The organism is Enterovirga sp. CN4-39 (assembly GCF_049446235.1).
Classification (GTDB): Bacteria; Pseudomonadota; Alphaproteobacteria; order Rhizobiales; family Beijerinckiaceae; genus Enterovirga.
In genome coordinates this window covers 1-11,909 of sequence record NZ_JBMSEF010000030.1, presented here as the reverse complement: position 1 = coordinate 11,909, position 11,909 = coordinate 1, and the positions used below count along the sequence as shown (strand labels likewise).

The window sequence follows — 11,909 nt, the reverse complement described above, 5'->3', positions numbered from 1 at the left end:
GAGCGAGGGAGGCTCCGCGCGGATTGCTGCGTCCCCTGCCGCCGATCCGAGCGATCCTGAACCTGGAGACACGACGCCGTGCGCCATCATCGAATTGGGACCAACGGGATCACGCTCCACGCCGTCGAGGAGGGAAGCGGGCCAGCCGTGCTGTTCTGCCATGGCTTCCCGGCCATCTGGTCGTCCTGGCGGTCGCAGATGGAGGCCGTGGCTACAGCCGGGTGGCGCGCCATCGCGCTCGACATGCGCGGCTATGGCGAAAGCGACGCGCCCGCCGAGGCAGAAGCCTACATGCCCTTTCACACCGTCGGCGACCTCGTCGGCGTGCTGGACGCCCTGGGCATCGCGCAGGCCGTCGTCGTCGGCCACGATTTCGGCGCGAACATCGCCTGGAACGCCGCCATGATGCGGCCGGATCGGTTCACGGCGGTGTTCGCGATCTCCGTTCCGTTCATTCCGCCCGGGCGCCCCAGCTTCCTCGACCAGCTTCGGGTCCAGCACGCCGACACGTTCTACATGTTCGCCCAGATACGCCCGGAGAGCGACCAGGCCTGGGCGGATGCCGCGACGACCATCCCGGGGGCCTATTACTGGTCGTCCGGACAGGCGCCCGAGGATCAGAGCTGGCATCCCTTCATACCGGCACGCGGGGCGCTCCGGCCGGTGCCCGAGCCGATCCGGGTGATCGATGGCGACTATCTGAACGAGGCCATCGCGAGCTTCTCCCGGACAGGTTTTCACGGCGGGCTCAACTACTACCGCGCCATCGACCCCTTCTTCGCCCTCGCCTCGGGCGTCTATGCCGGCGCGACCATCCGGCAGCCGTCCTTCTTCGTCACCGGAGCGCTCGACGGGCTCAACCGCGTCCGTGAGCCGACCGAGGACAGCCTCCGCCCCGCCATCCCCGGCCTGCGGGGCTTTCTCAGCCTCGATGGCGTCGGCCACTGGCCGCAGCTCGAAGCGCCCGCGCAGGTGAACGCGGCGCTCCTCTCGTTTCTGTCTGGCCTGCCCAGATCCGCCGAAGCCTGAGCCGGTCAGAGAGCCTGCTCGATCGGCTTCGCCTCCATCTTCTCGGCGGCCTCCATCGGATGGGCGAGCGCGGCCTTGAGCTTCGCGCGGTCGAGCTCGCCCTCCCAGGCGGAGACGACCACGGTGGCGACACCGTTGCCGACGAGGTTCGTGAGCGCGCGGCACTCGCTCATGAACTTGTCGATCCCGAGCACCAGCGTCATGGCCGCCACCGGGACCGGGTTGTTCGGAATGGCGGCGAGCGTCGCGGCGAGCGTGATGAACCCCGCTCCCGTGACGCCCGAGGCCCCTTTCGAGGTGAGCATCGCGACCAGGATGATGGTTGCATATTGTCCGAACGAAAGGTCGGCGCCGACGGCCTGGGCCAGGAACAACGTGGCCAGGGTCATGTAGATGTTCGTGCCGTCGAGGTTGAATGAGTAGCCCGTCGGAATGACGAGGCCGACGACCGACTTCGAGGCCCCAAGGCCCTCCATCTTCTGCATCATCTGCGGCAGCACCGATTCCGACGAGGAGGTGCCGAGCACGATGAGGAGCTCATCCTTGATGTAGACGATGAAGCGGAGGATCGAGAACCCGGCCCACCACGCGACCGCACCGAGCACCACCACGACGAAGAGCACGCTGGTGGCATAGAAGGTGAGGACGAGGCCGAGAAGATTGCCCAGGCTCGCCAGGCCATACTGGCCCACCGTGAAGGCCATGGCCCCGAAGGCGCCAAGCGGCGCGAGCTTCACGACGAGGCCGATGATGCGGAACAAAATCTGCCCCATCGTCTCGATGGCGTAGTTGATCTGCTGCGTACGCTCCCCGAGCTGCAGCACGACGACGCCGGTCAGGACCGAGACGAGGAGCACCTGAAGCAGGTCGCCGGTCGCGAAGGCATCGAAGAAGCTCCGCGGGACCAGGGCGAGGATGTGGGCGACGAAGCTGTCCTTCTCGGCCGCGGCCGCGTAGCTCGCCACGGCTTTCGGATCGAGCGTCGCGGGATCGGCCCCGAAGCCCCTTCCGGGCTGCACGATCTCGCCGACGACGATGCCCACCAGGAGCGCGAAGGTGGAGACCACCTCGAAATAGACCAGCGCCTTGAGGCCGACCCGCCCGACCTTCTTCAGGTCGCCCATCGAGGCGATGCCGTGCACGATCGTGCAGAAGATGACAGGCGCGATCATCATCTTGATCAGCGCGATGAACACGTCGCCCAGCCACTTCATGGACTTGGCGAGGTCCGGGTTCATCCAGCCCAGCACGATCCCGAGCGCGATCGCGATCAGAACCTGGACGTAGAGCTGCCGGTACCAGGGAGTCCTGACGGGAGTGGTGGCGACGGCTTCCATGGCGTGCCCTCGAACGCCGGCAGCCGCCGGCCACCAGGACGGCATGTCACAGGATCACAGGACGACAACAAGCGGCATGAGCGCACATGCAGCCTTCGCCGGGGCTCGCCCCCTGGCCGGACCGGGATCTCAGGTCCGGGTTGGTACGGAAACGGGACTTGCGAGCCACAGGACATGGCGCCGGCCGCTGCTCCCGTTTGCATGGACTCGCACTTCGTCCACGTTGAAGCCGGCGAGCTTCAGCCGGGCCTTGAACCTCCGGTCGGGCCCGCCGGACCACACCGCCAGGATGCCGTTGGGCCGGAGCGCGAAGCGCGCACGCCGCAATCCCCAGATGTCGTAGAGGCGGTCGTTCACCCGCTGGGTCAGGCCCTGGGCGCCATTGTCCACGTCCAGCAGGATGGCATCGAACTGCGCCGGGCCGGATTGGATAGTGCGGTGGACGTCCTCGACCCGCAGCTCGACGCGCGGGTCCTCCAGGCTCTCTCCGACCAGCGGACGCAGCGGGCCGCGGGCCCAGGCCACCACGGCCGGCACGAGCTCGGCCACCACGACGCTGGCATCGGGCCCGAGTGCGTCCAGCGCACCCCGCAGCGTGAACCCCATGCCGAGGCCCCCGATGAGGATGCGGGGGCGGGATCGGTCCTGGAGGCGCGCGCAGGTCAGGGTCGCCAAGGCCCTCTCGGATTCCCGGAACTGGTTCGTCATCAGCTCCGCGCCTCCGACGACGATCGAGAACTCCTCCCCCTGCCGCATCAGGCGCATTTCGCCATCGGTCCCCGGGATGGGCGCGCTGTCGAGCTCCGTCCAGGTGCCGGGGTCCCGGCGCGCGCTCGCGCGACGCGCCATCGTCCCGGCGCTCACGACTTGTGCCTGCGCGGGGGCCCACGATGCTTGGACCGCTTCTCGGCCACGTGTCCCTGGCCCGGCCCTCCGGCCGGCTCGATCCGGATCCCGGCGACGGCGGTACCCCGCACGGCATCCGCGAAGGCGTCCGATGCCGCGGCACTGATCTGGACCTTCGTTTCGCGCTCGAAGATGCGGATCGCGCCGATATCCTGGCGCGTGACGCCACCACGCCGGCAGAGCATGGGCAGCAGCCATTTCGGATCGGCATTGCCGTTCCGTCCGACATTCAGCCGGAACCAGAGGCCGCCTCCCGACGAGGCCTCGTGCCGCTGTTCCCTGCCGGCCGACCGGCCGCCGGGGCCGGGCTCGCGCCGGCTCGGGGCAGAGCCGGGATCGGTGACGTCCTCGGGAGCCGGCAGACGCTGCCGGTAGAGCTTGGCGAAGGCGGCCGCGACCCCCTCCGGCGAACGCTCCGCCAGAAGCGCCTTCGCCATGGCGACGTCTTCCTCCGCGGGCTCCTCCTCGAAGAGAGGGCTCTCGAGCAGCCGCTGCTGGTCGAGCGTCCGGATCTCGTCCGCCGAGGGCGGGCCCGACCAGACGGGCACGACGCCCGCGACGGCCATCATCTGCTCGGCGCGGCGGCGGCGCGACGGCGGGATCAGCAGGACGCTGATGCCCTTGCGGCCCGCCCGCCCGGTCCGGCCGCTGCGGTGCTGAAGAGCCTCCGCGTCGTGCGGCAGGTCCGCATGGATGACCAGCCCCAAGCCGGGAAGGTCGATGCCCCGTGCCGCGACGTCGGTCGCCACGCAGACCCGCGCGCGGCCGTCCCGCAGCGCCTGGAGGGCATGGTTGCGCTCGCTCTGGCTGAGTTCCCCGGACAGGGCCACGACCAGGAAGCCGCGTTCCAGCAGCAGCCCCTGAAGGTGCCTGACGCTCTCCCGCGTATTGCAGAAGACGATCGCGGTGGGCGCATCGACGGCGCGCAGCACGTTGACGACCCCGTGGGCGATCTCGCGCGGCGTGACGCGCATTGCCCGGTATTCGATATCGGCGTGCCCGCCCTCGGTGCTCGCCACCTCGACCCGGAACGGGTTCCGCTGAAAGCTCCTCGCCAGCGCCACGATGGCCTTCGGCAAGGTGGCGGAGAACAGCAATGTCCGCCGCTCGACCGGCGTCGCCTCGAGGATGAACTCGAGATCCTCCCGGAACCCGAGGTCGAGCATCTCGTCGGCTTCGTCGAGCACCACGGCCCTGAGTTGCGACAGGTCGAGCCGGCCTCGCTCCAGGTGGTCCCGCAACCGGCCGGGGGTGCCGACCACGATGTGGGCGCCCAGGCCGAGCTCGCGCTGCTCGCGCCGGGGATCCATGCCGCCCACGCAGGATACGACCCGCGCCCCGGCATGCTGGTACAGCCAGGACAGCTCGCGCTGGACCTGCAGGGCCAGTTCGCGCGTCGGCGCGATGACGAGAGCGAGAGGCTCGGCGGCACGCTCGAAGCGCTCGGCATCGCCCAGCAGGGTCGAGGCGAGCGCCAGCCCGTACGCGACCGTCTTTCCCGACCCGGTCTGCGCCGAGACCAGGAGGTCGCGATCCGCGGCCGCGTGCTCCAGCACGGCCGCCTGGACGGGTGTCGGCTCGTGGTAGTTGCGCTCCGCCAGGGCCTGGAGAAGCGGAGGACTGCTTGAAGGAAAGGTCACGGGTAAACTCGGTCGTCAGAAGGATGGCAAAGGCGGCGGGCAGCGCAGCTCACTCGGGCCCGGCTGCAAGCGGCAGATTGAGGCGCAAGGCGGCGGCCTCGGCGATCGCGCGGGCGATCTCGTCGACGATCGACGTGTCGTCGCCGGCGATGCCGCCCATCGCGGCCATCCGAGTAACGACTCTCGCGGCGATTGTCTCTTCCACCGTGTTCTCGGCGAAGGCGTAGTAGATCACCGCGCATTCGCCGTCGCGATGGCAGCGGCCTTCGATCTGCTGAAGCTGAATCGCGCTGTGGCGCATGTCGTGCACGATCAAGGAACGCGGCCGCTCGCCGCCCGGCATCTCGCCACGATGAAGGGAGATCGATTCCGTGACGGTGAAGATCACGGCATCGCAGGCTCCGGACTGGAACGCGACGCGGGCGCTTTCGTTCGCCTCGCCGCTGCCCTGGCCGTTGATCTCGCGGACGCGCCAGCCCCGGCCCTGCAGCGTCTCCGCGAGAAGCGCGCTCGTCTCGAGATAGGCGACGGAAACGGCCACCTGCTCCCCGGCCGACAGGAGGTCGTCGGCGAAGGCCGCGGTTCCTTCGATCCGGAGCAGGCTCGCCTTCTGCCGGAAGCGGAGATCGGCCGCCCAGCCGGTGGCCCGCCGGGTCGAGCCGCCGAGAAGGCCGAATTCGCGCCTGAACTCGCGCCAGGTCGCCTCGTAGAGGCGGCGCTCCGCGGGCGCGAGGGCGGTCGGCGCCAGCTCCCGCTGGACCTCCGGCCACCCGGCAATGTCGCTGGGGCGCCGCCGGAGCCCGATCGCCCGCTCTCCCTTGTAGAGGAGGTCCGACATCACGGCCCGGTCGCGCTCGTTCGGCTGCCAGCTCCAGTTCGTCCAGCGGCCTTTCGCCCGGCCGATGCCGAGCTGCTTCATCAGGGTCCGGAAATCGGCCAGGGTCTCTGTCGGGTAGCCGCTCGCCGCGCCGAGCAGACGCCCGAGATAGGACAGCTCGTGCGGGGATTGCCCGGCAGTCGCGCTCATGTAGATCGTGAACGCCGCGCAATCGGCGAGTTGGCGGCACGCCATGCTCTGCTGCGCATAGGGGTTTCGCAGGCGGTGGCTCTCGTCGAAGACCACCAGGGGCCAGGTCCGCTTCGGCAGGCCGCTGCGGGCGAGCTCGTTGTTCTTCGCCCTGACGGACCGCCGCGTGCTGCCGGCCGGCAGGGCGAGCAGCGACTTGGTGCGCTCGTAGTTGATGAGAGTGACGGCCTTCTCTGCCAGCCCGCTCAGCGCGATCGTCCGCCGCCATTGCGGCAGCGCGCCCTTGGGGGCGACGATCAGCACCTCGTCCTCGGGCATTTCGGCGAGAGCGGCCCAGACGGAGAGCGTCTTTCCGAGCCCGGTGAGATCCCCCAGCAGGAAGCCCGGGCGGCCCTCGCGCCGGGCGAGGAGAATGGCGTCGCGCGCGGCGAGCTGATGCGGACGCGGAGCCAGGGTGGCACAGCTCGGCAGGCGCTCGGAGCGTCGGTCGCTGGGGCTGCTCATGTGGCTGGAGAGCCGGAAGGGCCCGCCGCTGCGGGCTAGATCCGCTCGGGAGCCGCCGGCACCGAAAACAGGTCCGCCGCGGCGGCCGCCACGTTCTGCCGGGCCGAGAGGGCGTTCTGGACGGCCACCTGCGCCCGCCGGACGAATTCGCGCGTGGAGAGCCCCGGCTCGATCGGCGCCAGGTAGGACAGCGTGATGGCGCCCGGCCGCTTCGACCGGCTCTCCTTGCCCCAGAACAATCCGGAATCGAGGGCAACCGGCAGCACCGGAACGCCGAGCTGGCTGTAGAGGAGTTCGACGCCTCGCTTGAACTCGACCGGGGTCGTCGGGCTCTGGCGCGTTCCCTCGGGGAAGATCAGGACATGCCGGCCGCTCGCCAGGGCATTGCGGGCTTCCGCCAGCATCTGCCGGATCGAGCCCGCGCCGGCCGTCCGGTCCACCAGGATCATCGGGGAATTGCGCAGGAACCAGCCCATGACGGGCACCCGCAGCAGCTCCTTCTTGGCGATGATGGCGACGTCCGGCACCAGGATCAGAAAGGCGATCGTTTCCCAGGCCGATTGATGGTTGGCGACGATGAGGCAGGGTTGCGCCGGGAGATTTTCCCGGCCGTGCTCGACATGAGTCACGCCGACCGTCCAGCGCAGGGCCTTCAGGACGCCGGTGGCCCAGAATCGCGAAGCGGCCCGAACGAGCCGGCGCGGCCGGCCGCAGGCCAGCAGGACCAGAACCACGGGCAGGAACATGGCGGTCCACGCCGCTAAGGCGGCATCGAACATCCAGGATCGAATACGCTGCAACAGAAGCTCCACCACGCGGTCCTGCCCTAGGGTCCTTTGAACGAAACTGCCTCCCCGACCTGCGCGGCTGGGCGTAGCGCCCGGTCAGGGATGGCTCAACGGGTTTTCCTGCGCCTCTGCCTTGCTCGGCCTGAGGCCTGGGAGCGCATCCAGCCGGAGCGGGGCATCCTCGCGATCTCGATCGCGGGCAGTCGGCATCGGGCTCGCTCGGCGGCCCTCAGATATCACGACCGGCATCGCCGTCCCAAGGCCGCCCGGGCAGAGGAGGCAACACCTCGGCCGCGTCCGGCACGCGCGGTTCCCGCTTGGCCGGACTACCGGGCCGGGCCGGCCTCGGTGATTTCGGTTTCGCGCACGGCGCGCTCGCCGGAGCCGGGCTCGGTGCCCTTGATACGATACGAAAACTCGCCGGTCTCGTCGGCAGGCATCAGGCGCGTCACCTGGTAAATTCCAGAGGCGGCCGACCCCTTGAAGACCCGCGGATGCGCCAGACGAACCAGCTGATCGAGCTGAAACTTGTGGGCCATCTCAACCTCCCTCGAAACCGCCGGGCGGATACGAAGAAGCCGCTCCGAGGAGCGGCTCCGAGAGACACGGCGCAGGCGAGTGGACCCGCGCCCGCGTCCTTACGCAGCCTGGATGGTGCTGACGGCAACCTTGCCGCTGCGCCGGTCGGCCTCGGTCTCGAAGGAGACCTTCTGGCCTTCGACGAGGCTGCGCATGCCGGCCCGCTCAAGCGCGGTCGCATGGACGAAGACGTCCTTGCTGCCATCCTCGGGAGCGATGAAGCCGAAGCCCTTCATCTCGTTGTAGAACTTCACGGTTCCGTTCGTCATTGTAGTTTTCCTGACAAGTCTGCACGCAAGCGGGGCCCTCGGGATGAGGTGCCCGTCTCCGCTGTCGATGATTGGAGAGAATTCTGAACGTGCGCTCGGCAGTGCCAGGAGCGACGGCCCGATTGTCCGGCCAAAGTCGATGCCTATACGTATCTTGGCACCGGCTCTTTTGCAAGATCACCGGGAAGATATTTCCCAGATCGCGAATGAACTCAGCGGAGCTGCGCGCTCCGCCCGCCCTGCGCAAAAGCGCGCATGGCCGGAACTGCCGTCGCAGACAGCCCGTTGCGGAACCATGTTATTGTGCAGCGCAGCAATCCATGCTGTCCGGGAACTGAACATGCGCGGAATTCAGTCGAACCTGTCGGGCCTTCGCCAGCGCCAGAAGCTCGTCGAAGAGCTCCTGCGGAAGGCTCGCACCACGGTGGAGGGCGCGGGAGCGGCGGCCTCGCCGGCGCGAACGCCCCTCACCCGCGTCACGGGGTTCGGGTCGAATCCCGGCAATCTCGGGATGCTGACTTACGTGCCGGAGCGGCTCGCCCCCTCGCCCGCCCTGGTCGTGGTCCTACACGGCTGCACGCAGAGCCCCGAAGGCTACAACGATGGCTCCGGCTGGTCGGACCTCGCCGACCGGCACGGCTTCGTCCTGCTGTTTCCCGAACAGACGCGGGCGAACAACCCGAAATCCTGCTTCAGCTGGTTCCTGCCGGACGACACGGCGCGCGGATCCGGAGAGGCCCTGTCGATCCGGCAGATGATCGAGCGGGCCGTCGAGGATCATGGGATCGACCGCTCCCGCATCTTCGTGACCGGGCTCTCGGCCGGCGGCGCCATGGCGGCCGCCATGCTGGCCGCCTATCCCGAGGTGTTCGCGGCCGGCGCCATCATCGCGGGGCTGCCCTACGGGGCGGCGAAGAACGTGCAGGAGGCGCTCGAAAGCATGTTCCAGGGCCGGCCGCGTTCGGCGCGGGAATGGGGCGACCTCGTGCGCTCCGCCTCGTCCCATCGCGGCGAGTGGCCCCGCGTCTCGATCTGGCATGGCGCCACCGACCACGTGGTCAAGCCCGGCAATGCGACCGAGCTCGTGAAGCAGTGGACGGACGTGCACGGCCTGCCGGCGACGCCCAGCGAACGCGGCCTCGTGGCCGGCCATTCCCGCGAGGTCTGGCATGACGCGTCCGGGACCGAGATCGTCGAGTCCTTCGCGATCGTCGGGATGGGGCACGGCACGCCGCTCGCGACCGGCGAAGGCGAGATGGAGGGCGGCATGGCCGGCGCCTTCATGCTGGATGTCGGCATCTCGTCGAGCCACCACATCGCGCGGTTCTTCGGCCTGACCGCGGAGGTATTCGAGAGCGTGCCCGCCTCTCGGGAAGCCGTCGCGCGGCCCAAGGCGTCGACACGGCCCGGCGGACTCGAAGGCGAGATCCTGCCGCCGCCGCGCCGGGAGCAAAAGCCCGAGGGCGCCGATGCGCATCCCGAGATGCCGTTCGGGGTGCCGCGCACGCTTCCCCCGCAGGTCCTCCGGGTGATCCGGGACGCGTTCGAGGCCGCGGGCCTCGTCAAGCGCTGACAGCGCCGGCGTTCAATCCAGGGCGCGGACGACATCGTCCACATCCGTCACCACGGCGACGTTCTGCAGGGCATAGTTGACCGAGGCCGTGTGCCACTCTGCATTCATGGTCGAGCAGGCATCCTCCGGCACGACCATGAAATAGCCCTTGTCGGCGCCGGTGCGGGCCGTGTGCTCGATGGACATGTTGGTCCAGGCGCCGGTCACGATGACGACGTCGCGGCCGGTGGCCTTCAGCACGGTCTCGAGCCGAGTGCCTTCCCAGGCGCTCATGCGGCATTTCTCGACGACATGATCGCCGGGCTGGGCCTCGAGCCCCGGCACGGGGGCGGCGCCCCAGCTTCCCCGGACGAGGGCCTTGGAATCCGCGAGACCCTCGAAGAGGGGCGCGTTCATGGTGATCCCCGGCGCGCCGGCTTCGACAACGAACCAGACATGGATCACCGGCACGCCCCGCCGCCGCGCTGCCTCGGCGAGGCGGGCGGCGTTGCCGATCGCGTTCTGCTCGCGACAATGGCCGGGCGAGCCGGAGGACGCAAAGGCGCCGCCCTCCATGACGACGTCGTTCTGCATGTCCTGAACGATCAGGGCGCAGCGCGCGGCGTCGAGCCTGTATCCGGGCGCGGCCTTCTTGACGCCGGCGCGTGAGATCGCGGCCGCCGGGCGCAGATCCGCGAGGGGCGATCCGGTGCTGCCCTGCGCATCCGCGGCGCGCGCGGTGCTCCGCATGAACGGCTCGATCCGCGGGCCGACCTTCGTGTCCACGGCGTAGACGGAATGCGTTGCCGCGAGGAACAGCGTGCGCCAGTCCGGCCCGCCCCAGGCGAGGTTGCCGACGAGCTCGGGCACGCGGAGCTTTCCGACCAGCTCGCCGCGCGGCGAGTAGACCCAGACTCCGCCCGGCCCGCAGACCCAGACATTGCCCTGCGCGTCGCATTTCATGCCGTCCGGCACGCCGGGCTCGCTCGGGGAGACGATGCCGGACGCGAAGACGCGACCAGCGCCGAGCCGCCCGTCGGGCAGCACGTCGAAGACGCGGATCAGGTGCTGGACGGTATCGTTGACGTAGAGCCGGTCCTCCGCCGGCGAGAAGCAGAGCCCGTTCGGCTGCTCGAACAGGTAGCGGTCGACGAGAAGCTCCGGCGCACCGCCGCCCGCCGGCACGCGATAGACACCCTGGAAGCCGAGCTGCCGCGGACGCTCGATGCCGTAGACCGGCATGCGGCCGTACCAGGGATCCGAGAAGTAGATCGTCCCGTCCGACTTCACGCAGACGTCGTTCGGGCTGTTGAGCTCCATCCCTTCGAAATGCGAGGCGAGCGTCTCCCGACGCCCGTCCAGTCGCTCCCGAACGAGGCTCGAGGTGGCGTGCTCGCACACGATCAGGTTCAGCTCGGCGTCAAAGGTCAGGCCGTTGCACTTGTTCCCGGGCCGCATGACCTCGCGGGTGCCTGACCTGTCCCAGCGCCGGCGGACGTCGCCGGGCATGTCGGAGAACAGCAGGTACTGGTCACGCGGATGCCAGACCGGGCCTTCGGTGAACTGAAAGCCCGTCCCGACCTGGCGGACGGGCGCCCAGGTATCGACGAGCTCCGCGAAACCCGGCCGGACGGCAGTGTGGGTGGTCATGACAGTACGCCCTCTCCGTCAGGCGCTTCGCGCCTGCCACCTCCCCCAGAGGGGGAGGAGATCCGTGGCGGAGGCGTCTCCTCCCCCGCAGGGGGAAGGGGACCGGCCGCAGGCCGGTGGAGGGGGCCCCCGCTGCACTCGGCTGCCGCAGCCAGGATCGTTTCCACGACGCCCTCCAGGTTGACCCGCACCTCCTCGGCCGCAATCCGCAACACCCTGATCCCGCAGCCCGCGAGCCAGGCATCGCGGCGGATGTCGCGAGCGGGGTTGTCGCCGAAATCATGGGCAGCGCCGTCGACCTCGATCGCGAGCCGCCTCGCAGCGCAGTAGAAGTCGAGCACGAACGGCCCGATCGGATGCTGTCGCCGGAACTTCAGATCGCCGGGACGCGGACGGAGCGCGACCCAGAGCCGGGCTTCCGGCGGCGTCAGCGCACGGCGGAGCTTTTTCGCGCGGGCGATCGTGGCGCGGGGGGCGTCCAAAAGTCAGGCCCTCTCCACCGCCCTTCGGGCGGTCCCCCTCCCCCAATGGGGGAGGAGACCGTGGCCCGAGGCGCTCGCCTCGAAGCCAAGCCGCGACAAGGCCGCATCGTCTCCTCCCCCTTTGGGGGAGGTGGCAGGCGCGCAGC

11 protein-coding genes are annotated in these 11,909 nt (G+C 69.4%); 2 read left to right on the top strand and 9 right to left on the bottom strand.

Features of this window, described 5'->3' with window-relative positions; genetic code table 11:
- Positions 1 to 78: 78 nt before the first annotated feature.
- Positions 79 to 1,029: an alpha/beta fold hydrolase gene (locus ACO2SS_RS27000; protein WP_423280964.1), complete on the top strand. Its 951-nt coding sequence runs from the start codon at positions 79 to 81 to the stop codon at positions 1,027 to 1,029.
- A 5-nt stretch (positions 1,030 to 1,034) separates the two neighbouring features.
- Here ACO2SS_RS27000 and dctA read toward each other — a convergent pair whose 3' ends face one another.
- The 7 genes from dctA to ACO2SS_RS26965 all read right to left on the bottom strand — a co-directional run bounded on the left by dctA (position 1,035) and on the right by ACO2SS_RS26965 (position 8,079).
- Entirely contained in the window at positions 1,035 to 2,366 is a 1,332-nt protein-coding gene (dctA, locus tag ACO2SS_RS26995; RefSeq protein WP_423280963.1) for a C4-dicarboxylate transporter DctA, read from the bottom strand.
- Between the two features lie 129 nt (positions 2,367 to 2,495).
- A complete protein-coding gene (locus tag ACO2SS_RS26990; protein WP_423280962.1) occupies positions 2,496 to 3,215 on the bottom strand; it encodes a spermidine synthase in 720 nt (239 codons plus the stop codon).
- Between the two features lie 11 nt (positions 3,216 to 3,226).
- A complete protein-coding gene (locus ACO2SS_RS26985; RefSeq protein WP_423280961.1) occupies positions 3,227 to 4,912 on the bottom strand; it encodes a DEAD/DEAH box helicase in 1,686 nt (561 codons plus the stop codon).
- A gap of 49 nt (positions 4,913 to 4,961) precedes the next feature.
- Complete coding sequence (locus ACO2SS_RS26980) at positions 4,962 to 6,443, bottom strand: DEAD/DEAH box helicase family protein (protein WP_423280960.1); 1,482 nt, start codon at positions 6,441 to 6,443, stop codon at positions 4,962 to 4,964.
- Between the two features lie 35 nt (positions 6,444 to 6,478).
- Complete coding sequence (locus ACO2SS_RS26975) at positions 6,479 to 7,243, bottom strand: lysophospholipid acyltransferase family protein (RefSeq protein ID WP_423280959.1); 765 nt, start codon at positions 7,241 to 7,243, stop codon at positions 6,479 to 6,481.
- A gap of 314 nt (positions 7,244 to 7,557) precedes the next feature.
- Positions 7,558 to 7,770 carry a hypothetical protein gene (locus ACO2SS_RS26970; RefSeq protein WP_423280958.1) on the bottom strand — a complete coding sequence of 71 codons (213 nt, stop codon included), beginning with the start codon at positions 7,768 to 7,770 and terminating at the stop codon, positions 7,558 to 7,560.
- A gap of 99 nt (positions 7,771 to 7,869) precedes the next feature.
- On the bottom strand, positions 7,870 to 8,079 hold the full coding sequence (locus ACO2SS_RS26965; protein ID WP_423280957.1) for a cold-shock protein: 210 nt from the start codon (positions 8,077 to 8,079) through the stop codon (positions 7,870 to 7,872).
- A gap of 340 nt (positions 8,080 to 8,419) precedes the next feature.
- Between ACO2SS_RS26965 and ACO2SS_RS26960 the strand changes: the two genes are divergently transcribed.
- Positions 8,420 to 9,652, top strand: coding sequence for an alpha/beta hydrolase family esterase (locus ACO2SS_RS26960; protein WP_423280956.1), 1,233 nt, complete (start codon positions 8,420 to 8,422; stop codon positions 9,650 to 9,652).
- Positions 9,653 to 9,664: 12 nt separating this feature from the next.
- Here ACO2SS_RS26960 and ACO2SS_RS26955 read toward each other — a convergent pair whose 3' ends face one another.
- Positions 9,665 to 11,281, bottom strand: a complete 1,617-nt coding sequence (locus ACO2SS_RS26955) for an isochorismatase family protein (protein WP_423280955.1) — start codon at positions 11,279 to 11,281, stop codon at positions 9,665 to 9,667.
- Positions 11,278 to 11,763 (bottom strand): endonuclease domain-containing protein, encoded by a 486-nt coding sequence (locus ACO2SS_RS26950; protein WP_423280954.1) that lies wholly within the window; start codon positions 11,761 to 11,763, stop codon positions 11,278 to 11,280. Before ACO2SS_RS26950 ends, ACO2SS_RS26955 begins: the two co-directional genes overlap by 4 nt.
- Between the last annotated feature and the right edge of the window lie 146 nt (positions 11,764 to 11,909).